The sequence below is a fragment of the Erythrobacter ramosus genome (assembly GCF_009828055.1).
GTDB classification, from domain to species: Bacteria; Pseudomonadota; Alphaproteobacteria; order Sphingomonadales; family Sphingomonadaceae; genus Erythrobacter; species Erythrobacter ramosus.
Genome location: NZ_WTYB01000001.1, coordinates 750,825 through 776,319 on the forward strand (window position 1 = coordinate 750,825; position 25,495 = coordinate 776,319).

Annotated in this window: 25 protein-coding genes and 1 tRNA gene; 13 read left to right on the forward strand and 13 right to left on the reverse strand. The window is 64.8% G+C overall.

Annotation, left to right across the window (positions count from 1 at the left end):
* Window positions 1-59: 59 nt before the first annotated feature.
* The gene (locus tag GRI59_RS03825) at window positions 60-1,304 is read left to right on the forward strand and encodes an NAD(P)/FAD-dependent oxidoreductase (RefSeq protein WP_160759856.1); all 1,245 of its coding nucleotides are present in this window, start codon (window positions 60-62) and stop codon (window positions 1,302-1,304) included.
* Here GRI59_RS03825 and queG read toward each other — a convergent pair.
* Window positions 1,288-2,349: a tRNA epoxyqueuosine(34) reductase QueG gene (gene queG, locus GRI59_RS03830; protein WP_160759857.1), complete on the reverse strand. Its 1,062-nt coding sequence runs from the start codon at window positions 2,347-2,349 to the stop codon at window positions 1,288-1,290. The genes GRI59_RS03825 and queG overlap by 17 nt on opposite strands.
* Before the next feature lie 46 nt (window positions 2,350-2,395).
* Here queG and GRI59_RS03835 point away from each other — a divergent pair, with 46 nt between their 5' ends.
* The 4 genes from GRI59_RS03835 (at window position 2,396) to msrB (ending at window position 6,725) form a co-directional block, all read left to right on the forward strand.
* Window positions 2,396-3,406, forward strand: a complete 1,011-nt coding sequence (locus tag GRI59_RS03835; protein ID WP_160759858.1) for an ABC transporter ATP-binding protein — start codon at window positions 2,396-2,398, stop codon at window positions 3,404-3,406.
* Window positions 3,403-4,695 carry an ABC transporter permease gene (locus GRI59_RS03840; protein WP_183363514.1) on the forward strand — a complete coding sequence of 431 codons (1,293 nt, stop codon included), beginning with the start codon at window positions 3,403-3,405 and terminating at the stop codon, window positions 4,693-4,695. Before GRI59_RS03835 ends, GRI59_RS03840 begins: the two co-directional genes overlap by 4 nt.
* A 102-nt stretch (window positions 4,696-4,797) precedes the next feature.
* A complete protein-coding gene (locus GRI59_RS03845) occupies window positions 4,798-6,150 on the forward strand; it encodes a cytochrome P450 (RefSeq protein ID WP_160759859.1) in 1,353 nt (450 codons plus the stop codon).
* An 86-nt stretch (window positions 6,151-6,236) separates the two neighbouring features.
* Window positions 6,237-6,725, forward strand: a complete 489-nt coding sequence (msrB, locus tag GRI59_RS03850) for a peptide-methionine (R)-S-oxide reductase MsrB (protein ID WP_160760406.1) — start codon at window positions 6,237-6,239, stop codon at window positions 6,723-6,725.
* 11 nt (window positions 6,726-6,736) lie between these two features.
* Here the strand turns inward: msrB and GRI59_RS03855 are convergent, their stop codons facing one another.
* Complete coding sequence (locus tag GRI59_RS03855; RefSeq protein ID WP_160759860.1) at window positions 6,737-7,378, reverse strand: PilZ domain-containing protein; 642 nt, start codon at window positions 7,376-7,378, stop codon at window positions 6,737-6,739.
* Window positions 7,379-7,543: 165 nt separating this feature from the next.
* Window positions 7,544-7,628: transfer RNA gene (locus tag GRI59_RS03860), tRNA-Leu, on the reverse strand.
* A gap of 115 nt (window positions 7,629-7,743) precedes the next feature.
* On the opposite strand from GRI59_RS03860, the gene GRI59_RS03865 reads away from it, so the two are divergent.
* Window positions 7,744-9,429 (forward strand): cation:proton antiporter domain-containing protein, encoded by a 1,686-nt coding sequence (locus GRI59_RS03865; RefSeq protein WP_160759861.1) that lies wholly within the window; start codon window positions 7,744-7,746, stop codon window positions 9,427-9,429.
* Between the two features lie 267 nt (window positions 9,430-9,696).
* Here GRI59_RS03865 and GRI59_RS03870 read toward each other — a convergent pair whose 3' ends face one another.
* Together GRI59_RS03870 and GRI59_RS03875 are read right to left on the reverse strand one after the other, a co-directional pair.
* Window positions 9,697-9,975 (reverse strand): integration host factor subunit beta, encoded by a 279-nt coding sequence (locus tag GRI59_RS03870; protein ID WP_160759862.1) that lies wholly within the window; start codon window positions 9,973-9,975, stop codon window positions 9,697-9,699.
* A gap of 212 nt (window positions 9,976-10,187) precedes the next feature.
* A complete protein-coding gene (locus tag GRI59_RS03875) occupies window positions 10,188-10,541 on the reverse strand; it encodes a GntR family transcriptional regulator (RefSeq protein ID WP_160759863.1) in 354 nt (117 codons plus the stop codon).
* Window positions 10,542-10,857: 316 nt separating this feature from the next.
* Between GRI59_RS03875 and GRI59_RS03880 the strand changes: the two genes are divergently transcribed.
* The 4 genes from GRI59_RS03880 to GRI59_RS03895 all read left to right on the forward strand — a co-directional run bounded on the left by GRI59_RS03880 (window position 10,858) and on the right by GRI59_RS03895 (window position 15,814).
* Entirely contained in the window at window positions 10,858-12,468 is a 1,611-nt protein-coding gene (locus GRI59_RS03880) for a peptide MFS transporter (protein WP_160759864.1), read from the forward strand.
* A gap of 120 nt (window positions 12,469-12,588) precedes the next feature.
* Window positions 12,589-13,983, forward strand: a complete 1,395-nt coding sequence (locus tag GRI59_RS03885; RefSeq protein WP_160759865.1) for an amidohydrolase — start codon at window positions 12,589-12,591, stop codon at window positions 13,981-13,983.
* Window positions 13,980-15,296 (forward strand): amidohydrolase family protein, encoded by a 1,317-nt coding sequence (locus tag GRI59_RS03890; RefSeq protein ID WP_160759866.1) that lies wholly within the window; start codon window positions 13,980-13,982, stop codon window positions 15,294-15,296. Before GRI59_RS03885 ends, GRI59_RS03890 begins: the two co-directional genes overlap by 4 nt.
* An 8-nt stretch (window positions 15,297-15,304) precedes the next feature.
* Window positions 15,305-15,814, forward strand: a complete 510-nt coding sequence (locus GRI59_RS03895) for an FKBP-type peptidyl-prolyl cis-trans isomerase (RefSeq protein ID WP_160759867.1) — start codon at window positions 15,305-15,307, stop codon at window positions 15,812-15,814.
* Here the strand turns inward: GRI59_RS03895 and GRI59_RS03900 are convergent.
* A complete protein-coding gene (locus GRI59_RS03900; RefSeq protein WP_160759868.1) occupies window positions 15,811-16,164 on the reverse strand; it encodes a winged helix-turn-helix transcriptional regulator in 354 nt (117 codons plus the stop codon). The genes GRI59_RS03895 and GRI59_RS03900 overlap by 4 nt on opposite strands.
* A gap of 77 nt (window positions 16,165-16,241) precedes the next feature.
* Here GRI59_RS03900 and GRI59_RS03905 point away from each other — a divergent pair, with 77 nt between their 5' ends.
* Together GRI59_RS03905 and GRI59_RS03910 are read left to right on the forward strand one after the other, a co-directional pair.
* A complete protein-coding gene (locus GRI59_RS03905; protein ID WP_160759869.1) occupies window positions 16,242-16,685 on the forward strand; it encodes a PaaI family thioesterase in 444 nt (147 codons plus the stop codon).
* A gap of 47 nt (window positions 16,686-16,732) precedes the next feature.
* A complete protein-coding gene (locus GRI59_RS03910) occupies window positions 16,733-17,410 on the forward strand; it encodes an NnrU family protein (protein WP_160759870.1) in 678 nt (225 codons plus the stop codon).
* A gap of 9 nt (window positions 17,411-17,419) precedes the next feature.
* Here GRI59_RS03910 and GRI59_RS03915 read toward each other — a convergent pair whose 3' ends face one another.
* On the reverse strand, window positions 17,420-18,217 hold the full coding sequence (locus GRI59_RS03915; RefSeq protein ID WP_160759871.1) for a crotonase/enoyl-CoA hydratase family protein: 798 nt from the start codon (window positions 18,215-18,217) through the stop codon (window positions 17,420-17,422).
* Between the two features lie 118 nt (window positions 18,218-18,335).
* On the opposite strand from GRI59_RS03915, the gene GRI59_RS03920 reads away from it, so the two are divergent.
* Window positions 18,336-19,355, forward strand: coding sequence for an MlaA family lipoprotein (locus tag GRI59_RS03920; protein ID WP_160759872.1), 1,020 nt, complete (start codon window positions 18,336-18,338; stop codon window positions 19,353-19,355).
* Here GRI59_RS03920 and GRI59_RS03925 read toward each other — a convergent pair.
* From GRI59_RS03925 to purH, 6 genes are all read right to left on the reverse strand, one after another.
* Window positions 19,339-19,773: a hypothetical protein gene (locus GRI59_RS03925; RefSeq protein WP_160759873.1), complete on the reverse strand. Its 435-nt coding sequence runs from the start codon at window positions 19,771-19,773 to the stop codon at window positions 19,339-19,341. The two genes, GRI59_RS03920 and GRI59_RS03925, sit on opposite strands and share 17 nt — an antisense overlap.
* Window positions 19,774-19,786: 13 nt before the next feature.
* A complete protein-coding gene (gene dxs / locus GRI59_RS03930) occupies window positions 19,787-21,715 on the reverse strand; it encodes a 1-deoxy-D-xylulose-5-phosphate synthase (RefSeq protein ID WP_160759874.1) in 1,929 nt (642 codons plus the stop codon).
* 244 nt (window positions 21,716-21,959) lie between these two features.
* Window positions 21,960-22,424, reverse strand: a complete 465-nt coding sequence (locus GRI59_RS03935) for a Fur family transcriptional regulator (protein WP_160759875.1) — start codon at window positions 22,422-22,424, stop codon at window positions 21,960-21,962.
* Between the two features lie 112 nt (window positions 22,425-22,536).
* Window positions 22,537-23,217, reverse strand: coding sequence for a peptide-methionine (S)-S-oxide reductase MsrA (msrA, locus tag GRI59_RS03940; RefSeq protein WP_160759876.1), 681 nt, complete (start codon window positions 23,215-23,217; stop codon window positions 22,537-22,539).
* Window positions 23,218-23,221: 4 nt separating this feature from the next.
* The gene (locus tag GRI59_RS03945; protein WP_160759877.1) at window positions 23,222-23,407 is read right to left on the reverse strand and encodes a hypothetical protein; all 186 of its coding nucleotides are present in this window, start codon (window positions 23,405-23,407) and stop codon (window positions 23,222-23,224) included.
* Between the two features lie 480 nt (window positions 23,408-23,887).
* Window positions 23,888-25,489, reverse strand: coding sequence for a bifunctional phosphoribosylaminoimidazolecarboxamide formyltransferase/IMP cyclohydrolase (purH, locus tag GRI59_RS03950; RefSeq protein ID WP_160759878.1), 1,602 nt, complete (start codon window positions 25,487-25,489; stop codon window positions 23,888-23,890).
* Between the last annotated feature and the right edge of the window lie 6 nt (window positions 25,490-25,495).

Below are 25,495 nucleotides of genomic sequence, written 5' to 3' on the forward strand. Positions count from 1 at the left end.
CCTCCGGCTGTTTGCGCCACATCAAGGGCCGCAAGACGCCGGAGGGGCATAGCAAGCACATGAGTTCCACCAATCAGCACGCAGATGTGGTTATCGTCGGCACCGGCCACGGCGGGGCGCAGGCGGCGATTGCCTTGCGCCAGCACGGCCACGAAGGCTCGATCCTGATGATCGGCCGCGATGACGCACCGCCCTATGAACGCCCGCCGCTGTCGAAGGAGTATCTCGCCGGGGACAAGGGGTTCGAGCGGATCATGATCCGGCCCGAGAAGTTCTGGGCGGAGAAAAACATCACCCTGCGCCTCGGCGCGGCGGTGACGGGGATCGATCCAGCCAAGCACACGCTCACTCTCAGCGACGGTGCGCAGGTGACCTACCGCAAGCTGATCTGGTCAGGTGGCGGCGATCCGCGGCGCTTGCCGGTGCCGGGTGCGGTGTTGCCGGGCGTGTTCTACGTGCGCGACAAATCCGATGCCGATGCGATGATGCAGTCCCTCGCCGACGGGGCGAAGCGTGCGGTGGTGATCGGCGGCGGCTATATCGGGCTGGAGGCAGCCGCCGTGCTGCGCAAGCTCGGCTGCGAGGTGGTGCTGGTCGAAATGCTCCCCCGCCTGCTCGCGCGCGTGGCGGGGGAGGAATTGTCGACCTTCTATGCCGAGGAACACCGCCGTCAGGGCGTCGATGTGCGGCTGAGCACCGGCGTCCATGCGGTGCTGGGCGAGGAAGCGGGCCGGGTGACAGGCGTGCGGCTCGACAATGGCGAGGAGGTCGCCTGCGACATGGTGATCGTCGGCATCGGGGTAGTGCCTGCTGTGGCGCCGCTGATCGCGGCGGGCGCGGCGGGAAGCAACGGGGTCGATGTCGACTTCTGCTGCCGCACCACGCTCGATGACATCTACGCCATCGGGGACTGCGCCGCTCACGCCAACGACTTTGCAGATGGCGCGGTGATCCGCCTGGAATCGGTCCAGAACGCGCATGACATGGCGAACACTGTGGCCAAGGCGATCATGGGCGAGAAGGAGCCTTACCACGCGCTGCCGTGGTTCTGGTCGAACCAGTATGATCTCAAGCTGCAAACCGCAGGGCTGAGCCTCGGCTTTGATGCGACTGTGCTGCGCGGCGATCCCGAGACTCGCAAGTTTACGGTGGTGTACCTCAAGGATAGCAAGCCGATCGCCTTCGACTGCGTGGGGACGATGAAGGACTATGTCCAGGCGCGGAAGCTGCTGGAAAGCGGGGCGGGCCGGATCGATCCGGCGCTGCTGGCTGACCCGGACGTGGCGATCAAGGATCTGATGTAAGCATCGCCAAAGCCCACTCGGCCGCCTCTGCCACCACCGGATCGGGGTCACCGGTTAACGCGCTGACCTGCGCGGTTAGCGCCCGATTGCCGCTATTTCCCGCTGCATAAAGGCAGTTGCGGATGAACCGGTCGCGCCCGATGCGCTTGATCGGCGAGCCGGAAAACAGCGACCGGAAGCCCGCATCATCCAGCGCCAGCAACTCGCCCAAGCGCGGGGCGACCAGTTCGGCGCGGGGGAGGAATTCGCGGATCGCCTGAGCTTGGCTCGCGAACTTGTTCCACGGGCAGACCGCAAGGCAATCGTCGCAGCCATAGATGCGGTTGCCGAGGCCCTCGCGGAATTCCTCCGCAATCGGGCCTTTGTGTTCGATGGTAAGGTAGGAAATGCAGCGCCGCGCGTCCAAGCGGTAAGGCGCGGGGAAGGCGTCGGTCGGGCAGGCGTCGAGGCACGCGCGGCAGCTGCCGCATTGGTCGCGGTGCGGCTCGGCGGGGGCCAGGTCCAATGTCGTATAGATCGCCCCGAGGAACAGCCAGCTGCCATGCGTCGGGCTGACGAGGTTGGTGTGCTTGCCCTGCCACCCGATCCCTGCCGCCTCGCCCAGCGGCTTTTCCATCACCGGGGCGGTGTCGACGAAGACTTTGACCTGTGCTTTCGGCACCTCGGCAACCAGCCAGCGGGCGAGGGCTTTCAGGCGCTTCTTGACCACATCGTGGTAGTCCTTGCCCTGCGCGTAAACCGAAATCCGCGCGTGCGTATCCGACCCCTCCAGCGCCAGCGGATCATGGGCCGGGGCGTAGCTCATCCCCAGCGCGATCACGCTGCGCGCCTCAGGCCACAGCCCCTGCGGCGAGCGGCGGTGGTCCAGCCGCGCGGCCATCCACTCCATCGAACCGTGCTGCCCTTCTCCCAGCCATTGCTCCAGTCGGGCAGACCGCAGTGGGTCTTCGCCTGCGCTGGCAAAGCCGCACACGGCGAAGCCCAAGGCGGTTGCCTCCCCCGCAATCCGGGCTGCAAGGTCAGATGCTACCGGAGCATTAACCATATTCGGAGAGGCTCCCGTTTAATCCTGACCGCTAACCGCGTAGGCTATGGATATGGCGGTAAGCGATCACAACAAGGTGGGCAATCACGCGGAGGGCTTCAGCGCCATCCCGGCCGATGCACGCCCCCTCGCAATCGAAGCCCGCGGGCTGGTCAAAAGCTTTGACGGCACGCGCGCGGTTGATGGGGTGGACATTTTCGTCCCCGAAGGCGCGATTTACGGGATTCTCGGGCCCAACGGCGCGGGCAAGACCACGACGCTGCGGATGCTGCTCGGCATCATCGATCCCGACGAAGGCGTGCGCCGCGTGTTCGGGCATGACCGGCCGCATGATATCGGCCGGCTGATCGGCTATCTGCCGGAAGAGCGCGGGCTCTATCCAGCGATGAAGTGCATCGAGGCGATTGCCTTCATGGGCGCGCTGCGTGGGCTTCCGCTCAAAGAGGGCCGTAAACGCGCGGCCGAACTGCTCGAGCGCCACGAGCTTGGCTATGCCGCGGACCGCCAGATCCGTCAGCTGTCGAAGGGCATGGCGCAGACCGTCCAGCTGCTCGGCACGCTGGTGCACCGTCCGCGATTGGTCGTGCTGGACGAGCCGTTCTCCGGCCTCGACGCGATCAATCAGGGCAAGCTGGAACTGATGATCCGCGCATTGGCCGAGGATGGCGTGACCGTGATCTTCTCGACCCATGTGATCCACCATGCCGAACGCCTGTGCGAAGGCGTGGCGATCATTGCCGGGGGCAAGGTGCCTTACGCAGGGTCTGTCGAGGCCGCGCGCGACCGTATCCCGGCGCAGGTGCGGCTGGAGACGCGGGCGCGCGAGGGCGCATGGCTTTCGGCCTTGCCCGCTGACACCCGCCGCAATGGCGATTTCTTCCAGTTCCCGCTGCCCGAAAGCGGGATCGAACCGCTGCTGCGCCAGCTGATCGAAGGCGAGGCGGGCATCCTGTCGCTCTCGATTGAGCGCGCTGGTCTGCACGATGCCTTCGTCGCCATTGCGGGTGAGGCCGCAGCGCGCCAGCTCGAAGCTGATAATCAGGGGAACCGCGCATGAGCGATACCGAAATGCTTCGCCCGCGCCTCACCACGCTGGAAGCCGCCTGGGTCATCGCCCGGCGCGATTTCGTCGCGGTGCTGTTCAGCCGCGCGTTCCTGTTCTTCCTGCTCGGCCCGCTTTTCCCGGTGCTGATCGGGGGATTGGCGGGCAGTATCGGCGGGCAGGTGCAGCGCAATGCTGTCAGCATCGAGGTCGGGCTGGCGCTTTCGCCTGAGGACAACGCGGCGATGATCGCCGCAGCCGATGTCCTGCGCCCGCAACTGGCAGGGCAAGTGCCCGAATTGCGGGTGATCGAAGAAGCCGCGCAGGACAGCACCTTCGATGCGCGCGCCTTTCTGGATCAACGCCGCGGCAATTACGCCGCGATCCTGACCGGATCGCTGGCCGCGCCGCAACTGGTCGGCACGCAGGGTCAGATCGATCGCTGGTCGGGACCGATCGAATTGATTGCGGCGACAGCGAGCGGCGCTTCGCCCTCGCAGTTCCCCACGGCCACCAGCGAAGTGGTCGCCACTAGCGCTGCCTCTGAACGCACCAACCGGGTGCGCACCGCTCAGGCAGCGCAGATGGTATTGTTCCTGCTGACGATGCTGCTGGGCGGCATGGTGCTGTCCAACCTCGCCGAGGAAAAGGGCAACAAGATCATCGAAATCCTCGCCGCCGCCTTGCCGATGGATGCTGTGTTCATGGGCAAGCTGTTCGCGATGCTCGGCGTGTCCTTCGTCGGGATTGCGGTGTGGGGCACGGTCGGCTGGGCGTTCTGGGCGATTGCCGAAGACGCGATTGTCACCGTCACCCAGACCAATTTCCGCGAACTGCCCGGCCCGGCGGTCGGCTGGCCGATGTTCATGGTGCTGGGGCTGATCTACTTCACGATGGCCTATCTGCTGCTCGGCTCGTTGTTCCTGACGATTGGGGCGATGGCGGCTTCGGTGCGCGAGGTGCAGACCCTGTCGATGCCGGTGACGATGCTGCAACTGATGGTGTTCTTTCTGTCGGCGGCCAATATCGGCCAGACCGGTACTCCGCTGGAGCTGGGGGCGATTGCCTTCCCCCTGTCCTCGCCTTTCGCCATGCTGGCCCGCGCCGCGCTCGAGGAGACCCTGTGGCCCCATGCGCTGGCGGTCTTGTGGCAGGGCGTTGCGGTGATCCTGCTCGTCAAGGGAGGATCACTGCTGTTCCGCAAGCGGGTGATGAAGTCGGGTGGGGCCGGGCGTGCCAAGAAGAGCTGGTTCGCCCGGCGCGCGCCTGCCCCGTCTCAGCCTTCCTCTGGACCTGCCGAATAAGTCTCCATTCGCAACTCACTATTGACATTGCTGTCAGTTAGTCTGAGGATGCGACTCGGATCGGAGCGGCCCATGCACGAGGCTGCCTGACGGGAGACAGACATGGCCACCATCGCCCCCACTCCGCCCGCCGTTCAGCGCCCGCAAGTGCGCCGCGAGCCGAGTTCTTACGATGCGCTCAAAGCGCACTTCGCCGCCCATCCCGAAGAACGTCTCCGACACTCGCACCCGTGGGATGTGAGCCGCTCGGAAATCTATGCCGAGGATACGTGGCAGCCCGTTTTCGCCGAGATGCGCGCGGCGGGCCAGTTGCACTGGATCCCCGAAAGCCCGTTCGGCCCCTACTGGGCGGTGGTCGGCCACAAGGCGATCCAGCATATCGAGGCGCTGCCCGAAACCTTCTCGTCGAGCTGGGAGCATGGCGGGATCACCATCCTCGAACGGCCTGATGATGCGCAGCTGGCCGAAATGGGCGTTGAGCGCCGCGAGCTGCCGATGTTCATTGCGATGGACCGCCCGCAGCACACCGGGCAGCGCCGCACCGTTGCGCCCAAGTTCACCCCCACCGCCATCACCGAGATGGAAGCGGAAATCCGCCAACGCACCGGCGAAGTGCTCGACCGCCTGCCGCGCGGCGAAGTGTTCGATTGGGTCGACACCGTCTCGATCGAACTCACCACCGGGATGCTCGCCATCCTGTTTGGCTTCCCGTGGGAAGACCGCCGCTTGCTGACCTTCTGGTCGGACTGGGCGGGCGATACTGAGCTTGGCGCGGTGCGGGCCCTGGATGAGACCCGCTGGGGCATCCTTCAGGAAATGGCGGCCTATTTCCAGACGCTCTGGATCGAGCGGACAATGGACAAGGAGCCGGGCAATGATCTCATCTCGATGATGATCCACTCGCCCGCGATGAACCAGATGAGCCCGGAGGAATTCATGGGCAATCTGGTGCTGCTGATCGTGGGCGGGAACGATACCACCCGCAACACCATGAGCGGCATCATCCACGCGCTCGACAAGTTCCCGGACCAGCGCAAGCTCTATGAAGAACGGCCGGAGCTGATCCCCAATGCCGTGCAGGAAATCCTGCGGATGCAGGTGCCGCTGGCCCATATGCGACGCACCTGCACCGAGGACACCGAGGTGTTCGGCCAGACCATCAAGGCGGGCGACAAGGTGGTGCTGTGGTACATCAGCGCCAATCGCGATGGGGAAGTGTTCGACAACCCTGACAAGCTCGACATCACCCGCGAGAACGCCCGCCGCCACCTCGCCTTCGGCTACGGTATCCACCGCTGTGTCGGTGCGCGGCTGGCCGAACTGCAATTGCGGGTGCTGCTGGAAGAAATGCACAAGCGCCGCATGCGGGTGCATGTTGCCGGCGATGTCGAGCGGGTGCGCGCCAACTTCGTCCACGGCTTCCGCAAGCTCGAGGTTGAGATCACAACTTTCTGATCACCGGACGGGCAGGTGAAACTTCGGGCGTGTTCCGGGCGTATTAAGGACAGAACCTTCAAGACCCCCAGATGGAACATGCCCCGATGCGCCTGCCTGTGATTGATCGCCGCCGCCTGCTCGCCATTGGCGCTGCGCTGCCGTTTATCAGCGCCTGCTCCGCCGCGCCCGCCGAAGCCAAGAACTACCCCAAGGGCAGAACCGAGGCCGAATGGCGCAAGGCGCTGACCAAGGACCAGTTCTATGTGCTGAGGCAGGCAGGGACGGAACGCGCGTTCACCTCGCCGCTCGACAAGGAAAAGCGCAAGGGCACCTTCGTGTGCGCAGGCTGCGCCAACCCGCTCTATGCCTCGGCGCACAAGTTCGACAGCCGCACCGGCTGGCCGAGTTTCTGGCAGGCGATCGACAAGGGCGCAGTCGGAACCTCGACCGATTACCTGATCGGCTACCCCCGCACCGAAGTGCACTGCGCCGATTGCGGCGGGCATCTGGGGCACATCTTCGATGATGGCCCCAAGCCCACCGGCAAGCGCCACTGCATCAACGGGGTCGCGATGAAGTTTGTGCCTGCCTGATTTCTGGCAAGCTATTCGCCGAGTAGTGCCGGGGCCTGAAGCTGGGCAGCCAACCGCGCGAATTCACCGAGTGTGAAGGTGTCGTCGAACACCACCCCGTATTGGCGTTCACGCCGCCAGCGCACCTTGGCGCGGACTTCACGGGTCTTGTCCGTCAGGCCCGGCGCAGCGATCCGCACATTCTGGTCGATCGCCAGCAGCTGGTCGCAGGTGATCCGCGCACCCTGCTGCGAGAGGTTTTCGACCACCGCATCGAAACTGCCTGACAAGGTGTGGACCATCACCGGGAAGCACAGGCCGAGCCTGAGCCCGCGCTTGGGATAATCGCTCGCTTCGTTGACCAGTTGGCCGACTTGAACGCTTTGCGCAAAGGTGAAGCCGGCTTCGTTCTCTCGCTGCCACACGCAGCTGACTTCGTAGGTCGCGCCTGCGGGCATGTGCAGCGCGTAATCCTTGCAGCTGGGCAGGGCATGGAACAGGCGAACGCTCACCCCGGTTTCCGAAACGTCACGGATCACGCACACGAACTCACCCTGCGCCGAGACCAGTTTGGCCGCACGGATCAATAATGTGAAACGCGGCGCAGCGCGCTGGTCAGCGCCGGGCGTATCGGATGCCTCTTCGAGACGTACGGTATTCGTCGCTATGTCCATGCCCTGTTGTCCCAACCCGACAGCCCCTGGTCCTGGCACTGGCGAGACATGTAGATGGGACGCGCCTGTCCCATGTTCTAAGAACTGACATAGGTAGAAGGCGTTAAGGGGGAGATAATGAGCGCCAAGGCATCAACGTGCGTTGCTTACGCTGAATGACGTATCTGGTACGGGCGGCGGGACTCGAACCCGCACGAGCAAAGCTCAGGGGATTTTAAGTCCCCGGCGTCTACCATTCCGCCACGCCCGCATCACAGCGCCCTTGCCACAGATTGCGGTTCCAATGCCAGAGCTTGCCCGAAAGCTTGCCAGTCGGCGTATCATCGCCCATTTCGGCCAGGATATTCACACAACAAGGGCGCAGCATGGCGGGCGAAGCATCTGACGCGCATTCGGTGGTGGCGACCATCCAGCCGGCGATCTCGCTGCTGGGCCTCGGCATCGGCGCGGCGCTGGCGAGCCGGGCACTGCGGCTCAACCCAATTGTCGGCTATCTCGGTCTGGGCCTGGGGCTAGCGAGCCTTGGCATGGCGCCTGATTTTCGCGGGCCGGTGGTCGCCGCGATGGCCGAGGCAGGGGTGATGTTCCTGCTGTTCAATCTCGGCCTGCACTTCTCGCTGGGGCGAATCCGGGCGGAGGCGGGCAATATCTTCGGCTTCGGCAGCTTGCAGATGGTGGTGGCGGGCGGGGCCTTTGCGGCGCTGTTCATCGCGTTCGGCTTGCCGCTGGCCTTCGCAATCATCGCGGGCTTCGGCATGGGCCTGTCTTCCACCGCCGTCGTGATCGGGCTGGTGCGTGAGCGTGGGCAAGAGGATTGCCCCGTCGGCCGCGCGGCGCAATCGATCCTGATCTTTCAGGATATTGCCGCGATCCTGCTACTGGTGACCGCAGGCGCGCTGGCGAGCGGCGGGGCGTTAGCGCCTGCGTTAGGGCTGGCGGGGGCAAAGGCGCTCGCCGCATTCGGGATCGCGGTGCTGTTCGCCCGCTACCTGACCGAGCCGCTGTTCAGCCTGATCGCCCGCGCCGGAACGACCGAGGTCTACACCGCCACAGCGCTGTTCATCGCGCTCGCCGCCGGGTGGGCGACGGGGATGGCGGGGCTATCGCTGACGCTGGGCGCGTTCCTCGGCGGGATGGCCGTGGCGGATTCGCGCTATCGGATTCTGGTGCAGACGGAGATCGACGCGTTTCGCGGGCTGTTCCTGAGCTTCTTCTTCATCTCGGTCGGGCTCAGCATCGATCCGGCCTTACTGGTGGCGGACTGGATGCTGGTGGTGGGCGTGACGCTCGGCATGATCGTGCTCAAATGCGCCTTCAACGTAGTGGCCGCGCTGCTCAACCGCTGGTCGGTGCCGGGGTCGATCCAGCTCGGGTTCCTGCTCGGGCAGGGGAGCGAGTTCACGCTGGTGCTGTTGGCGCTGCCCGCGGTGGCTGGCCTTGCCGAGCCGCGGCTTGTGTCCGCGATGGTCACTGCGATCGCGATCAGCCTAGCGGTTACGCCGCTGGTGTCGAACATCGGGCGCAAGCTGGCCGGACGCCTACGCGCAGGGCCGCCGGACATGAAGCTGGCGGGTGATGACGCGCCGGTGCTGATCATCGGCATGACGTCGGCGGGTCGTACGCTGGCCGATGCGCTGGCATACAATGAGATTGGCTACCTCGCGCTTGAGGCGGATCATGATCGCTTCCAGATGGCACTGGCCGATGGCTACCACGTCCACCGCGCCAACCCGGCCGACCCGCGCAGCTGGGACGCGATTGGGATCGACCGGCGGCAAGTGCTGGTGGTTGCGACGGGCGATACCTCAGTCTCGCGTGAGGTCACGCCCTTGGCGCAGCAGCGAATGCCGGGGCTCGCGCGGATCATCGCGGTGCCGGGGCCGGACGAGATCGACGAGATCGCCGCGCTTGGTATGCTGCCGGTCGACATGAGCCTGAGCGGCGGGGGTGAGCGGCTGATCGAACTGGTCTTCGCCGCCTTGGGCGAACAACGCGCTCTGCCGGTGCCGAGCCTTGCCCATGACGAAGTGCGGCCGCTCAAGGTAGCGTGATTTGTGTCGCGCACCCGCCTCCGCGGGTGCGTCCTCGGCGCTGTTTCAAGCCCCGCAGGCTTGCGCGCCTGCGGCTCGGGCGCGTGCCCTCGCGGCCCTTTGGGCCGGTTTGGCGGTGCTGGGAGCTATCAGTGCGGTTGCAATCGGCGGACACACGGGTCCTTACGGCCGTGTAGGCCGATCATCGCAACGGCGGCAGTGCGGCTGTTCCTTGCGCTTCGTCACGAGGCGGTCCCGATAACCGCTCTTGGCGAAGCGCAGGGCCGCTTACTTGTTCAGCCGCTCGCGGATTTCCTTGCCGGCCTTGAAATAGGGCACGCGCTTGGAAGGCACGTCCACTGTTTCGCCGGTGCGCGGATTGCGCCCGCTGCGCGCTTCACGCTCTCGCGTAGAAAAGGCGCCAAAGCCGCGCAGTTCGACCCGGCCCCCCTCGGCCAGCCGTTGCGCGATTTCATCGAAGAAGATGTCAACCACCTGCTCGATTTCGTCCGCGCGAAGCTCTGGATTATCCTTGTGCAATTCCTGCAGCAATTCGGATCTGATCATGGCGATCTCCCGACGCCCATGGACGGTCTCGCCGCCATATCACGCCGTAAATGCGGGTTACCCCGTCGTTTCGTTTACGCGCCCCCGACCCGTGGGGCGGCCCCCTTTACTCTCAGCGCTGCAGTATATGCAACCCGTCGCTGAAGAGTGTGAACAAACTGTCAGAATTCGGGAAAGTCCGCAACCTGCATTAATGTCAGTAAGCTAAAACCTTACAAAACGACCGCAAGATCGGCTGGATCAAGTCCGAGGCGTTGCATCCGGCTGCGGATTTCGGGCCATTCTTCGCGCAGGAACGTCTCGCGTTCGGCGGCGCGCAGCCGCTCGGCCGCGCCGCGCACGACATACATGCCGACGCCGCGCTGAACTTCGACGAGGCCGTCGTTCTGGAATTGCTGATAGGCCTTGGCCACAGTGAGCGGGTTCGCCCCCTGCTCAGCCGCCAACGCCCGCACTGAAGGCAGCATCGCGCCTTCCGGATAGGCGCCGTCAATGATGGCCGCGGCGATTTGATCGCGCAGCTTGAGGTAGACAGGCCGGTTGGAGCTTGGGCGGTTGGGGTTCATGGCAGCGGTGTCCCTTGCGAGGTGCATCAGTGCCATAATACAGCCATGCGGTCAATTTGATTCAGGGCCACCTATTGGTGGCGCAGACCCCCCGCCCCGCCCCGCCCCGCCCCACCTCCCCACCCGACCACCATAGCCTAACGGTATAATTGGTGGCCGGGTGGGGAGGCGGGGCGGGGGGTCTGCATCGTGCGACCGCACGATTACCAACAAGCGCGCAACAAAAGCTTCACATGACCGATTGAGGCGCTAGGTTGCGCCCCCATTGTGGCGGTGTGGTGAGGCATCGCTTAACCATTCGATGGGGATCGAATTCATGAAAGATATGTCGCTGTGGGCGGAGGCCGATTGGATTGCGGCCATCGCCGTGGTTGTGCTGATCGTGTTTCTTGCGATTGGCAGCAAGATCGCGGTGCAGAAGGAGCCTGAGTTCGCCGGGCACCCCAAGGGCCTCTACATGCTGTTCTTCGCCGAGATGTGGGAGCGCTTCTCCTACTACGGCATGCGTGCGATCCTGGTGTTCTATCTGGCCCAGCATTGGGACTTCACCGAGGGCAAGTCGAACCTGATCCTCGGCGCATATGCCAGCCTCGTCTATATCACTCCGGTGCTGGGCGGCTGGCTGGCTGACCGCTATCTCGGCCAGCGCAAGGCGGTCCTGTTTGGCGGCTTGCTGCTGGCGGTGGGCCACTCGCTGATGGCGGTGGAAGGCACTGGCGGGCAGGACGATCCCACGATCAACATATTCTGGGCGGCACTGGCCTTCATCATCGTCGGCTCGGGCTTCCTGAAGGCCAACATCTCGGTGATGGTCGGCCAGCTGTACCCGATGACCGATATCCGCCGCGACGGCGCCTATACGATCTTCTATATGGGCATCAACGTCGGCGCGGCGATCGGGACGATCCTGGTTGCCTATCTCGGCCAGACGGTTGGCTGGGGCTTTGGCTTCGGTCTTGCCGGGATCGGGATGCTGCTGGGCCTCGTTGTCTTCGTCCTCGGCAAGTCAACGCTGGGCGGCGCGGGCGAGGCTCCCCGGCCACTCGCCAAGGGGAAGGAATACAGCCTCTATGGTATCGGCGTCGCTGCGGTCGCCGTGATCTGGGCGCTGGTGCAGTATCAGGACGTGATCCAGACGCTGCTGATCATCTCGGGCGTGTCGCTGCTCGGCTATGTGCTGTTCGAAAGCTTCAAGCTCGAAAAAGAACCGCGTGAGCGGATGTTCGCGATCCTGTTCCTGATCAGCCTCAACCCGCTGTTCTGGGGCCTGTTTGAACAGGCGGGCGGGTCAATGAACCAGTTCACCGACAAGTTCGTCGATCGCAGCGGGGTGCCTGCGGGGATCTTCCAGTCGATCAACCCGATTTACATCATCCTGCTCGCCCCGCTGTTTGCCGGGCTGTGGCAGTGGTTGGGGCGCAAGGGCAAAGAACCTTCAGCTCCCGCCAAGTTCGGGCTGGCGCTGGCGCAGATGGGCCTTGCCAATCTGGTGCTGGTGTGGGGGGCGGAAGCCTATGGCATCGCCGCGATGACCCCGGTCCTTCTGGTCTTCGCCTATTACTTCTTCGCCACCACGGCCGAACTGTGCCTTTCGCCTGTCGGCTTGTCGGCCATGAACCGGCTCGCGCCCAAGCACCTCGCCAGCCTCATCATGGGCGCGTGGTTCTATATGACAGCGGTCGGCAACTTCGTCGCCGGCAAGATCGGAGAAGCGACCGGCGGGCATGACGGCGTGATGTCCAAGCAGGGCCTGCTCGACATTTACGAAGTGTTCGGCTGGATCGCAATCGGTGCGGCTGTGGCCGTGCTGCTGGTCAGCCCGATCGTGAAAAGGTGGATGCACCTCGACACGCTGGCGGACGACAAGCCTGCCCCCACGCTTGAAGGCGCGGACGAGGCCTACCCCGCCGCCCGCCCGGCCGAGTAACCTTGGCCTGACACATTAATCGTTAGGTCGCATAGACAACCTGCCCGTTTCCCGTCACACAATGTGACTGGGAAACGGGAAAGGTTTTCGATGCTTTCACACTTCAAATTGCGAGCGCGCATGGGCGCGCTGGCCACTTTGGTAAGCGCGTTGGCGCTGTCTGCCTGCGCGACCACCGGCGGCAGCGGCGAAGCCGCCAGCGCCTCGGACAAGGCCAAGGACGATGCCTTTGCCGCCACCCCGGCAGGCGATCCGGTGTTCGCTTCGACCTACAAACCCTACCCCAACATCGCTACCGCGATCCGCGGCGCGACGATCTATGATGGCAAGGGCGGCAAGATCGAGAACGGCGTGGTGTTCATGTCCGGCGGTAAGATCACTGCGGTTGGCGGCCCCGCCACCCCGATCCCGGCCGACATCGCGGTGTTCGACGGCACCGGCAAGTTCGTCACTCCCGGCATCATCGACATCCACTCGCACCTCGGCGACTATCCCTCGCCCGGCGTCGAAGCCCATTCCGATGGTAACGAAGCCACCGCGCCGACCACGCCCGAAGTCTGGGCCGAACACTCCGTCTGGCCGCAGGACCCGGGCTTTAGCCGCGCGCTGGCGAATGGCGGGATCACGGCGCTCCAGATCCTCCCCGGCTCAGCCAACCTGATGGGCGGGCGTTCGGTGACGCTCAAGAACGTTCCCGCGCGCACCATGCAGGGAATGAAGTTCCCCGGCGCGCCCTATTCAATGAAGATGGCCTGCGGGGAAAACCCCAAGCGCGTCTATGGCAGCCGTGGACGGATGCCCTCGACCCGGATGGGCAACCTTGCGGTCAACCGCGAAACCTGGCTCGGCGCGATCGATTACGCCAACGACCCGAAAGCCAAGCGCGATCTCGGCAAGGAGACGCTGGTAGGCGTTCTCAAGGGCGAAATCCTGATCCAGAACCACTGTTACCGCGCCGATGAAATGGCGCTGGTGCTCGATATGGCAAAGGAGATGGGCTACAAAGTTGCGGCCTTCCATCACGCGGTCGAAGCTTACAAGATCGGCGATCTGCTGCGCGAAAATGACGTGTGCAGCGCGATCTGGGCCGACTGGTACGGCTTCAAGATGGAAAGCTACGACGGCATTCTGGAAAACGCGGCGTTCCTGCAACGTGAAGGCGCCTGCGTGGTGATCCACTCGGATGACCAGAACGATATCCAGCGCCTCAATCAGGAAGCCGCCAAGGCGCAGGCCGCCGGTGCGCGGGTCGGGATCGACATCCCCGATGCGACTGTGATCCAATGGCTCACCTACAACGCGGCCAAGGCGATGGGGATTGCGGACATGACCGGCAGTCTCGAGACCGGCAAGATGGCCGATGTGGTGCTGTGGAATGGCGATCCGCTGAGCGTCTATTCGCGGCCAGAGAAGGTCTGGATCGATGGTGCGCTGATGTTCGATGCGATGAACCCCAAGACACGGCCCGTCAGCGATTTCGAGCTTGGCCAGCCCGGTGAAGGAGATGTGAAGTGAAGCGGCTCCTCATCACAGCGGCCAGCGTTCTGGCCCTCACCGCATCGCCTGCCTTCGCGCAGGACATGGTCGTCACGAACGCCAAACTGGTGATCGGTGACGGCGGTGCCCCGATCGAAGGCGGCGTCGTGATCGTGGACGATGGCAAAGTGGTGTTCGCGGGGGTGCCCACCCCCGGCCAGACTTTCTCGACCGACGTGTTGATTGACGCGGGCGGAGCGTGGGTCACCCCCGGCCTGTTCGCCACAGTGACAACACTCGGCCTGGCCGACGTGTCGGCGGTTGATGAAAGCAACGACATCACCGCGCGCGAAACGCCGTTCAGCGCGGCGCTGGATGCGGCGACTGCGATCAATCCCACCTCGCAGCACATCCTCGTCCACAAGGCCGCCGGGATCACCCGCGCGGCAACGTCGATGATGCCGTCCGGTTCGATCTTTGCGGGACAAGGCGCGATCATCGACCTTGATGGCGATGCAAAGCCGGTGATGCAGGCGCGCGCCTTCCAGATGATCAATCTGGGCGAGGGCGGTGCGGACCGCGCGGGCGGCAGCCGCGCCGCAGCCCATGCGCTGCTGCGTTCGGCGCTGCGTGAGGCGCAGGCGCTGGTCGGCAAGTCCGGCATCCCCGAGACAACCGAAATCGGCAAGGATGACGAGGTGTTCCTCAGCCGCTTCGATGCCGAGGCGCTGGTGCCGGTGGTGACGGGCAAGCAGAAGCTTTACGTCGCCGTCGAACGGATGGCCGATATCCGCGCCGTGCTGGCGCTGAAGGCGGAATATCCCAAGCTTGATCTGGTGCTGGTCGGCGTGACCGAAGGCTGGCTGGTGGCAAACGAAATCGCTGCCGCCGGGGTTCCGGTGATTGCCAACGGGTTGAACGATCTGCCCGAGACCTTCGAGCAACTGGGTGCGACCCAGTCCAATGCCGGGCGGATGGCGAAAGCGGGCGTGACAGTCGCGATCAATGCTGAAAGCCTCCAGAACCCGCGCCGGTTGCAGCAGGTGGCGGGTAACCTCGTCGCGTTGACCCGGATCCCTGGGGCGAGCGGGATGGATTGGGGCAAGGCGTTTGCCGCAATCAGCTCCGTCCCCGCCGAAATCAGCGGCATGGGCGGCAAGGCGGGCGTGCTCAAACCCGGCGCGCTGGGCGATGTGGTGATGTGGTCCGGCGATCCGCTCGAAGTCGGCTCGGTGCCGACCAAGGTGTTCATCGCCGGGGTCGAGCAGGACCTCAGCAACCATCAGACCCGGCTGCGCGACCGCTATATCGACCTCGATGAAAGCGACCGGCCCAAGGCCTACGACTGGTAATGGCGTTGATGTCCAAACAGACGGCCGCCGCCTTGGCGGCCTCGCTCCTGCTCGCCCTGCAACCTGTGCACGCGCAGGAGGGGGCGGGCGAGGCCGTCGCCGATCCTAGGGCGCAAGACTCTGCGTGGCATTCTGCGCAGCAGATCTATCTGCTGGGTCTCACGCCCGAAGATGGCTGGCATTTTGTCGATGGCGGGGTGCGCTGGCGCTGGGTCAAGTACCTCGCGTCAGACCGCAAGCCGACCGTCGCTGACCGGATCACCGTCCATTACGAGGGGCGGTTGCTCGACGGGACCCTGTTCGACAGTTCCTATGCCCGCGGGGACCCAGCAACCTTCCCGCTGGGCCGGCTGGTCAAGGGTTGGCAGCTTGCGGTGCCGCAGATGGGCGTGGGCGAGGTGATCGAAATCGCGATTCCCGCAGACCTCGCATATGGCCCCGTCGGGCGGGGGCCGATTCCAGGCAATGCGACTTTGGTGTTCAAGGTCGAGCTGATCGCGATCGCAGGCCAGACCTAGCCGGCGCGCGGGGGCCATTGCGGCACCGGCTCGCCTTGTGCGAACAGGTGCGCGGCGCTCCATCCAGCCATCTGTTCTAACATCGGCGCCAACGCGTGCCCCTTGTCCGTCAGGATATAGCGCGCGCGCTTGCCGTCGGGCGGGTCGCGCAGCATCAGCCCAGCCTCTTGCAGGATCGCCAGCCGCGAGGTCAGGGCGGCGCGGTTGATGCCGAGGCGATCCACGAACTCCTCGAACCGCTCCGCCCCAAGGAACGCATCGCGCAGGATCAACAGCACCCAGCGGTCGCCGAGCAGGCGGGCGGCGCGGCCGATCGGGCAGGGCGCGCGTGAGGGGGTGTAGGTTTTCATCGTCTGATTATCAGACTTGCGCGCGGACAAGGCAAGCGGCATAACATCTGCATAACAGACTTAAAGGAAGCCCGCCCATGACCGCATCTCGCTTCGCGTCCCCTGAAGATTCCATCGCTTATATGAAGAAAGTCGCCGTCGCGCGCTCGGGCTTCTCGGCATGGCTTGATATCGAGCCGGTGAAGGTGTGGGAGGGGGAGAGCGAATTGCTGCTGGTGATGCGGCCCGAAATGACCCAGCACCACGGCTATGCCCATGGCGCGATTGTCGGGCTGATGGCCGACAATGCCTGCGCTTGGGCTGGGGCATCGGTCGCAGGAGATGTGGTGACGGGGGGCTACACCATCGACTTTCTGCGCCCGGCCAAGGGAGAGCGGCTGCGTGCGCGTGGCACAGTCGTCAAGGCAGGCAAGCGGCAGGTGGTGGTGCGCGCAGATGTGTGGGCCGAAAGCGGCGGCGAGGCGCCGGTCCATGTCGCGGTGGCGCAGGCGACGATCGTGCCGACCGAGATCGCAGCCTGATCCAAGCCCGCTAGGCGCGCCTCCTCACCCATGTTAGGCTAGCAGCCATGGACGGGGCAATCATCACACTCATCGCGGCCAATGTGGCATTCGTCGGCACGCATTTCGCCATGTCGCACCCTCTGCGCAGCGGCATGGTCAAGGCCTTGGGGGCGGGCGGGTTTCAGGGGGCCTATACCGTCGTCAGCTTTGCCACGCTGGCGTGGGTCTATTTCGCCTTTACCGCCGCGCCGCCGGCTGACCTGCCGGGATCGGGCGATGTCGGCTGGATCGCAGCGACGATCATCACCCTGCCTGCGATGATCCTGCTTGCAGGCTCGTTTATGGGCAATCCCGCGCTGCCGACCCCGATGGCCGAAGCGCAGGCGCGCGCCGAGCCCAAGGGCGTGTTCCGCGTTACCCGCCACCCGATGATGTGGGCGATCGGCCTGTGGGCGGCTTCGCACCTCATCCTGTTCTGGAGCACCCGAACAATGGTCACCGCGCTCGCCATGGGCGTGCTGGCACTGGTCGGCGCGAAGTTTCAGGACGCCAAGAAGGAAGTTCTGATGGGCGAGAGCTGGGCCGAGTGGGAGAGCAAGACCAGCTATTGGCCGCGCTGGGGGGCGCTCTTCAGCGTCGGCGCGGTGCCGCTGATTGCGGGGACAGTGTTGTGGCTGGCGGGCAGCTATATCCACCTGTGGCGCGCTGGCATCCCGGCGGGGGTGTTCAAGTGGTTGGCCTAAACCCCTGCACTACTCGCCCGTAAACACCGCGCCCCGCTTCTCGATCAGCGCGGCGACGCCCTCGGCGTGGTCGGCAGTGGTGTGCATCATCGCTTGCGTGTTCGCGGCGAGTTCCAGCGCTGTGTCGTAACTCGTCTGCTGGCCCTGCCGCAGCAGGTTTTTGGTATGGCGCAGCGAGTGCGGCGGGAGCAACGCAATCCGGCCCGCCAGTGCGCGCGCCTCGTCCATCAGCGCCTCTGGGGCGACCACCCGGCTGACAAGGCCCCAGTCCTTCGCCGTCGCAGCGTCGATCACATCGCCGGTGTAGAACAGCTCCGCCGCGCGGCTCATCCCGATCACGCGGGGCAGGATCCAGGTGCCGCCATCGCCGGGGATGATCCCCAGTTTGAGGAAGGTCACGCCGAACTTCGCGCTCTCGCTGGCAATGCGGATATCGGCGAGGCAGGCGACATCGCAGCCCAGCCCGATCGCCGGGCCATTGACCGCCGCGATCACCGGCACGCGCAGGCCATAGAGCGCGCGCAGCATCAGATGGATATTGTCGCGGTAGCCGTCCGAAATCGCCGGAGTGGTTCCGCCAAACGTGCCGGTCTTGTCCCGCATCGCCTTTACATCGCCGCCCGCGCTGAAGGCCCGCCCGGCGCCTGTCAGGATCACCACCCGGCATTCCATGTCGCGGTTGATCGCATTAGCGACCCGGACAAACTCATCCCCGTCGCCCGGCGCGCCCAGCGGGTTCATGGACTCCGCCCGATCGAGCGTGAGAATGGTGACAGGGCCTTCTTTGGCAATCTGGATCAGTGACATCAGCAACCTTGCACGTTTGCGACAGATAATTCACCTTGCGTATAGGCGGGGGATGGCAAGGGCAAGGCTGGCGCCCCGCGGCCCGTGCTAATGATAGGGGTCGAAGCGGAGAACTTGATTGCCCAGCCTGACCTTGCTTGCGACCCCGCCCCAGCTGCTGAGCGCCGCGCTCGCGCTGGCCGCGCCGCAGCCTCAGGCACCCCCGCCGCCACCGCAGGTCGTTCCGCTCGAATGGAACCTGGCCGCGGTGCAGGACAGCGCGCTGCCTGCGACAGATGGCCCGCCCGATGACGCCGCACCCCCGCCGCCCGAAGGCGAGACGGCGGATGGTGAGCCGGCCAACGAAATCGTAGTCGAGGGCGAATATGGCCCACCCAAAAGCGATCCGCTCGAACGCGTCAATGAAGAGAGCTATCGCCTGACCCAGGCGGTCGATCAAACGCTGGTCGAGCCGATGGCCAATGCCTATCGCGATGGCCTGCCCGAACCGATCCGCGACGGGCTGGGCAATGTCGTGCGCAATCTGGCCGAGCCGACCAATGCGCTGAATTTCCTGCTACAAGGCAAGGTCGGCAAGGCGTTTGAGACGTTGGGGCGGCTGGCGATCAATTCCACCATTGGTGTGGGCGGCCTGTTCGACGTGGCGGGCAAGAAGGCAGATATTCCCTATCGCCGCAACGGCTTTGGCAACACGATGGGCTATTACGGCATCGGGCCGGGGCCGTATATGTTTGTGCCAGTGACCGGGCCAACAAGCGTGCGCGATTTTATCGGACTTACGCTGGATCAGGCGCTGCTGCCCTTCGCGTTCGGCAAGCCGTTCAACAAGCCGACCTATACGGTTCCGTATTTCGTGGTGAACTCGCTCGACCAGCGGCTGGAGTTCGACGCGGAGATTGCCGCTATCCGCAACTCGGACGATCCCTACCTGATGCGGCGCGAAACATATCTCGCCAAGCGCCGCCGCGATATCGCGCTGTTGAAGGGCGAACCGATTTCGGAACTGGACCAGATGCGGCTGGAGGAACTGGAGGGGACGCCTTCTTTTGACACTGCCGCGCCGCCTCCGGTTGCGAATGTTGCGCCTGTCGAACCGCCTGCCAACCCCGAGGCTCTGCTGATCACTCAGCCGCGCTAGGTCGCGCCAAATCCAGCCAGCGCGCGAAGTTGCGCACGGTCAGCGGCCAGTCCTTCGGCCAATCGGGCAGGCCGCTTTCGGAGAGGCCCCGCTGATCCGCCCAGACCTGCGGCCATTCCATCGTGACATCGCCATCGTCGATGCACAGGTCGTTGAGCAAGAGATCATCGGGGTGCGGTGTCAGCCGCGGTTCGACATAAAACAGCGCCTGTTCCCACATGAAGCGGGCGGCCTCGGGCGAGCAATCCTGCGCCATCATTGCGAGGAACTCTGCCTCAGTGGGGTTGGGGCGGCGAGCGGCGACCCGGCGATGCGCGTACCGCACCATCACGAAGCCGAGCGCCAACCAGACCACGAGGGCCGCAACGACGAACCCTGTCACCGCCAGCCATTCGGGGATGCCGAGCAATTCGCCCATCGGCGCGCAGCTGTTACGCCCGCGCCTCTTCGCCCGTGATCCCCGTGCTGTTGTGCTTCAACGCCTTGAGCACCGTATCGACGATCTGCGGTGCGTTGAGGCCAGCCTCATCATACTGCTTTATCGGATCGTCGTGATCGATGAAGGTATCGGGCAGGCGCAGCGTGCGCACCTTCAAACCATTATCCGTCAGGCCGGTATCGCTGGCGAAGGTCAGCACGTGCGCGCCGAGGCCGCCGATCGAGCCTTCCTCGACCGTGACGATCACCTCATGGGTGCGCATCAGCTTGGCAATCAGGTCTTCGTCCAGCGGCTTGGCAAAGCGCAGGTCAGCGACGGTGGTGGAAAGCCCCTTGGCCTCCAGCGTGTCGGCGGCCTTGAGCGCTTCCGTCAGGCGCGAACCGAGCGAAAGGATCGCCACCTTGGTGCCTTCACGCACCAACCGGCCCTTGCCGATTTCGAGCTTCACCGGAACCTCTGGCAGCGGAACCCCGGTGCCATTGCCGCGCGGATAGCGGAAGGCGATCGGCCCTGCGTCATACTCGGCGGCGGTGTAGGTCATGTGGACCAACTCGGCTTCGTCAGCCGCAGCCATCACCACCATGTTCGGCAAGGTGGCGAGATAGGTGATGTCGAAGCTGCCTGCGTGCGTCGCCCCGTCGGCGCCGACCAGACCGGCGCGGTCAATGGCGAAGCGCACCGGCAGGTTCTGGATGCACACATCGTGCACCACCTGATCGTAGGCGCGCTGGAGGAAGGTGGAGTAGATCGCCGCAAACGGACGCATCCCTTCGGCAGCGAGGCCTGCTGCGAAGGTGACCGCGTGCTGCTCGGCAATGCCGACGTCGAAGGTGCGAGTGGGGTGCGCCTTCGCAAACTTGTCCACGCCCGTGCCGCTCGGCATTGCGGCGGTGATTGCGCAGATGCGGTCGTCCGTGTCGGCCAGCTTCGCCAGCGTCAGGCCGAACACGTCCTGATAGGCAGGCGCGCTGGGGGCGCTTTTGGCCTTTTCGCCGGTGATGACGTTGAACTTGGGCACGCCGTGATACTTGTCGGCAGAGTTCTCCGCCGGGGCATAGCCCTTGCCCTTCTCGGTCACGACATGGATCAGCACCGGGCCTTCCGAGGTATCGCGCACATTCTCCAGCACCGGCAGCAGGTGATCGAGATTATGCCCGTCAATCGGGCCGACATAGTAGAAGCCCAGCTCCTCGAACAAGGTTCCGCCGGTTACCATGCCGCGGGTGAATTCCTCGGCCTTGCCGATGGTGTCGTGCATCCGGCGGCTCATCTTCTGGATGACGCGCGATGCGAGGCTGCGGATGCCGAGATATTCGCTCGATGACACCATCCGCGCGAGATAGGCGGACAGGCCCCCCACCGGCGGTGCGATCGACATGTCGTTATCGTTGAGGATCACGATCAAGCGATTGCCGGCCTGTGCGGCGTTGTTCATCGCCTCATAGGCCATGCCCGCGCTCATCGAGCCGTCGCCGATCACCGCGATGCCGCGTCCCGCCTTGCCCTGCATCTTGTTAGCCATGGCAAAGCCCAGCGCTGCCGAGATCGAGGTCGACGAGTGCGCCGCCCCAAAGGGATCGTATTCGCTCTCCGACCGCTTGGTGAAGCCCGACAGCCCGCCGCCCTGGCGCAGCGTGCGGATCCGGTCCCGCCGACCGGTGATGATCTTGTGCGGGTAACACTGGTGGCCCACGTCCCACACCAGCTTGTCGGTGGGTGTGTTGAACACGTAGTGGATCGCCACGGTCAGTTCGACCACGCCCAGACCCGATCCCAGATGCCCACCCGAAGTGCTGACCGCATCGATCATCTCGGTGCGCAGTTCGTCGGCGAGTTGGCGGAGCTGTTCGGGCTTGAGGCGGCGCAGGTCGTCAGGGGTGTCAACCTGATCGAGCAACGGTGTGTAAGGCGATTGTGTCATAGCGCCCAGCTTTACACAGGGAAAACCGGCCTGTCGATGCAGGGTTGATCGAGATCAAGCCTGGCGCGCCCGTCACCCGTCGCAGGCTTTGGCCCCGGCCTGTTGGAGACACATGAGACACGGTCCATAAACGAAAAGCCTGTCGTCGCACAGTGCGGCAGCGCAGCACAGGCGGAAAGGCGAGAGAGTTCGGTCATCCGGCGCTTATGCCCGTGGCGTCAGCAGTAGGAAACAGCTGGCAGCGTCAGGTGCAGGCCTTGCACAGCCCGCGGATCTCGAGCACCGGGCGTTCCGCCTTGAAGCTGCGGGCGGCGGCGATGGCGCGGACGGCGCGGCTCACATCCTCATCGTCGACATGGGCCGCCTCGCCGCATTCGTCGCAGACGAGGAAGATGCAATCATGCGCGCAACCCGGATGGGTGTTGGCGAGATAGGCGTTGGCGCTTTCGACCCGCAAGGCGAGGTTGTTGGCCACGAACACATCGAGGATGCGATAAACACTGTTCGGCGCCACCCGCTTGCCACGCGCCGCCGAGAGATTGTCGGCAATGTCATAGGCCGAGACCGGGCGCTCATGCCGGGCGAGTTCGGCAAACACCGCCTCACGCATGGTGGTCCACTGCTCGCCCGCAGTCACCAGCGCACGCGCGGCTTCGGCGACAAGATCCTGTCCGGTGTGTTCCTGATGGCTGTGCGCGTGCTGTCCCATGTCTGCTGATATAATGAGACAGACGGGTAAGCGCCAGTGGGGAGAGGCCACGGTAACTTGGCCCCCACCCTTCTTCGCAACCGCTGGGATGACGCTTGGGTCGAAGGAATTCTCAGCCAGCATCCCTGAGGAAACTGGCCCGGTAGATGTTCGGGAACATGGTCTTGAGCGCCGTCACCTTGGGCGCGTCCCAGCGCACGATGTAGCGGCTGGTCGGATTGATCGCCATGTAGTCCTGATGATAGGCCTCAGCCGGATAGAATGCCTTGTAGGCTTCGATCCGGGTGACGATCGGGTTCTTCCAGATCCCCGCCTTGCCGAGCTGGGCGATATAGGCCTTGGCGACGGCGGCCTGTTCGGCGTTCAAAGGCACGATCGCGCTGCGATAATGCGCGCCGGTGTCCGGGCCCTGACGGTTCTTCAGCGTCGGATCGGCGACCACCGAGAAGAAGATCCGCAGCAATTGGTCATAGCGCACCACCGCCGGGTCATAGGTGATCCGCACGGCTTCGGCATGATTGGTCACGCCGCTGGAGACGAGGTCGTATTTGGCGCTCGCTGCGTTGCCGCCATGATAGCCCGATACGGCGGAAGTCACACCCTTCACATGGCTGAAAACGCCTTCCACACCCCAGAAACAGCCACCAGCGAAAACGGCGGTTTTTAGGCCTTTCGCTTCTTTGGCAGTGCGGGTCGCGGCGGGGGCGTTGACGGCTTCTTCGGCAACCGCGGGTTCCGCGCAGGCGCTCAGGGCCAGCGACGTGGCGGCGAGCAGGGCAGCAATCTTGTGCATGGGGTCAGCGTCCTTCGGGCGCGATCACGAACTCCGCCGATGGGCCGGGTGTCTCATGCCGTTCGGCAGCCTGCGCGGCCGGAGCCAGCTCGCCCACCCAGCTCTCCGCCTTGGCGCCCGCGATCAGCAGGGCTCCGAAGACGAAGCCGATGCCGAAATTGCGGAACAGGTCAGGAGAGAACAGACGCATGGGGAACTCGTGATTCGTGTGGTTGCCGCCAATGCCTCTGCCCGATGCCGAATTGCAGCGGGATGAACATGGCGGTCAGGCCCGATTAGGTCGCGGCCCTAACTTAGTTACGGAACGGCTGAGAAAAAGTTGAGATGAAGTGTGGTTCGTGCCGAGCCGTGCGCGCGGTGCGACGAATGCAGGGGAATGCGTAAGGCGGTACGCGCCCTCGCCCCTCCACCACCCTGCGGGTGGTCCCCCTCCCCGAGCAAGCTCGAGGAGGATTAACGGGCCGCAGGCCCGCGAGCGCACGCGCGTGAGCCGCAGGTGCCCCGTAGCGAAGCGGAGGGAATAGCACCGAGGACGAAGGCGCGGAGGCGCCTTCGAAACCAAACCGGCCTAAAGGGCCGCAAGGCCGACTGGCCGCCCGCAGGCGCTTGATCCCGTAGGGATCGAAACAGCGCAGAGGACGAAGGCGCGGAGGCGCCTTCGAAACACAAGTCAGTGCCGGAAATGCCGCATCCCGGTGAACACCATCGCGAGGCCCGCCGCATCCGCCGCCGCGATTACCTCGTCGTCACGGATCGAGCCGCCCGGCTGGATCACGGCGGTCGCGCCTGCCTCGGCAGCCGAGATCAGCCCGTCCGCGAAGGGGAAGAATGCGTCCGAAGCAACCGCGCTGCCAACCGTGCGCGGCGCAGACCAGCCGTGGGTTTCGGCGGCTTCCTTCGCCTTGATCGCAGCGATGCGCGCAGAATCACGGCGGTTCATCTGGCCTGCGCCGATCCCGGCGGTCGCGCCGTCCTTCGCATAGACGATGGCGTTGGACTTGACGTGGCGGGCGACGGTCCAGGCGAACAGGCAGTCCTTGAGCTCCTGATCCGTCGGCGCGCGCTTGGTGACGACCTTGAGGTCATCAAGGCTCACCGCCCCTGCATCGCGCGACTGGATCAGCATCCCGCCCGCGATCGTCTTCATCGCAAACCCACCCCGGCGCGGGTTCGGCAGCGCCCCGCATTCCAGCAGACGCAGGTTCTTCTTCTTCGCAAAGATTTCGCGCGCCTCGGCGCTGACGCTGGGAGCGATGACGACTTCGGTGAAGATCGCAGAGATCGCCTCGGCCGTTGCGGCATCAAGCTCGGTGTTCACCGCCACGATCCCGCCAAAGGCCGAGACCGAATCGCAGGCCAGCGCCGCTTCCCACGCTTCCAGCAGCGAGCCCGATTGTGCGACGCCGCAAGGGTTGGCGTGCTTGACGATCACGACCGCAGGCGACTGTCCGGCAAACTCGGCCGCCAGTTCCAGCGCGGCATCGGCGTCATTGAGGTTGTTGTAGCTCAGTTCCTTGCCCTGCAACTGCACCGCCTGCGGCACCCCGCGCGCGCCGACGATCTGCGGGACATAGATCGCTGCGGCCTGATGCGGGTTTTCGCCATAGCGCAGCGTGTCGGCGCGCTTGAGGGCGATGGGGAGGGTATCGGGGAACATTGTCGGCTCGGCACTCGCAGCGGGCGAGAACGCGAACCAGCTGGCGATCGCGCTGTCATAGGCGGCGGTGCGGGCATAGGCCTTGCCGGCCATCCGCGTGCGGAACGCGTGGCTTGTCGCGCCGCCATTGGCGTCCATCTCTTCGACCAGCGTGGCGTAGTCCGCCGGGTCGGTGAGGATCGTCACGAAACCGTGGTTCTTCGCCGCAGACCGCACCATCGAAGGCCCGCCGATGTCGATATTCTCGATCACGTCCGCGCGGGCGGCGCCCTTCGCCACGGTCGCCTCAAACGGGTAGAGGTTCACCACGACGAGATCGATCGCGCCGATCCCGTGTGCCTCCATCGCGGCGACGTGTTCGGGGTTGTCGCGCAGGGCGAGCAGACCGCCGTGGACTGTGGGGTGGAGGGTCTTCACCCGTCCGTCCATCATCTCGGGAAAGCCGGTGAGTTCGGACACGTCCTTCACCGCAAGCCCCGCATCGCGCAGCGCCTTGGCGGTGCCGCCAGTGCTGACCAGTTCGACGCCGCGAGCGGCCAGCGCCGCGCCCAGTTCAGCCAAACCCGCCTTGTCGGACACTGACAGCAGCGCCCGCGTAATCGCCTTCTCGCTCATGGTGGA

Coding starts and splice junctions, on each gene's coding strand:
- GRI59_RS03825 (WP_160759856.1), top strand. CDS start 60: ATGAGTTCCACCAATCAGCACGCAGATGTGGTTATCGTCGGCACCGGC.
- queG (WP_160759857.1), bottom strand. CDS start 2,349: ATGGTTAATGCTCCGGTAGCATCTGACCTTGCAGCCCGGATTGCGGGG.
- GRI59_RS03835 (WP_160759858.1), top strand. CDS start 2,396: ATGGATATGGCGGTAAGCGATCACAACAAGGTGGGCAATCACGCGGAG.
- GRI59_RS03840 (WP_183363514.1), top strand. CDS start 3,403: ATGAGCGATACCGAAATGCTTCGCCCGCGCCTCACCACGCTGGAAGCC.
- GRI59_RS03845 (WP_160759859.1), top strand. CDS start 4,798: ATGGCCACCATCGCCCCCACTCCGCCCGCCGTTCAGCGCCCGCAAGTG.
- msrB (WP_160760406.1), top strand. CDS start 6,237: ATGCGCCTGCCTGTGATTGATCGCCGCCGCCTGCTCGCCATTGGCGCT.
- GRI59_RS03855 (WP_160759860.1), bottom strand. CDS start 7,378: ATGGACATAGCGACGAATACCGTACGTCTCGAAGAGGCATCCGATACG.
- GRI59_RS03865 (WP_160759861.1), top strand. CDS start 7,744: ATGGCGGGCGAAGCATCTGACGCGCATTCGGTGGTGGCGACCATCCAG.
- GRI59_RS03870 (WP_160759862.1), bottom strand. CDS start 9,975: ATGATCAGATCCGAATTGCTGCAGGAATTGCACAAGGATAATCCAGAG.
- GRI59_RS03875 (WP_160759863.1), bottom strand. CDS start 10,541: ATGAACCCCAACCGCCCAAGCTCCAACCGGCCTGTCTACCTCAAGCTG.
- GRI59_RS03880 (WP_160759864.1), top strand. CDS start 10,858: ATGAAAGATATGTCGCTGTGGGCGGAGGCCGATTGGATTGCGGCCATC.
- GRI59_RS03885 (WP_160759865.1), top strand. CDS start 12,589: ATGGGCGCGCTGGCCACTTTGGTAAGCGCGTTGGCGCTGTCTGCCTGC.
- GRI59_RS03895 (WP_160759867.1), top strand. CDS start 15,305: ATGTCCAAACAGACGGCCGCCGCCTTGGCGGCCTCGCTCCTGCTCGCC.
- GRI59_RS03900 (WP_160759868.1), bottom strand. CDS start 16,164: ATGAAAACCTACACCCCCTCACGCGCGCCCTGCCCGATCGGCCGCGCC.
- GRI59_RS03905 (WP_160759869.1), top strand. CDS start 16,242: ATGACCGCATCTCGCTTCGCGTCCCCTGAAGATTCCATCGCTTATATG.
- GRI59_RS03910 (WP_160759870.1), top strand. CDS start 16,733: ATGGACGGGGCAATCATCACACTCATCGCGGCCAATGTGGCATTCGTC.
- GRI59_RS03915 (WP_160759871.1), bottom strand. CDS start 18,217: ATGTCACTGATCCAGATTGCCAAAGAAGGCCCTGTCACCATTCTCACG.
- GRI59_RS03925 (WP_160759873.1), bottom strand. CDS start 19,773: ATGGGCGAATTGCTCGGCATCCCCGAATGGCTGGCGGTGACAGGGTTC.
- dxs (WP_160759874.1), bottom strand. CDS start 21,715: ATGACACAATCGCCTTACACACCGTTGCTCGATCAGGTTGACACCCCT.
- GRI59_RS03935 (WP_160759875.1), bottom strand. CDS start 22,424: ATGGGACAGCACGCGCACAGCCATCAGGAACACACCGGACAGGATCTT.
- msrA (WP_160759876.1), bottom strand. CDS start 23,217: ATGCACAAGATTGCTGCCCTGCTCGCCGCCACGTCGCTGGCCCTGAGC.
- GRI59_RS03945 (WP_160759877.1), bottom strand. CDS start 23,407: ATGCGTCTGTTCTCTCCTGACCTGTTCCGCAATTTCGGCATCGGCTTC.
- purH (WP_160759878.1), bottom strand. CDS start 25,489: ATGAGCGAGAAGGCGATTACGCGGGCGCTGCTGTCAGTGTCCGACAAG.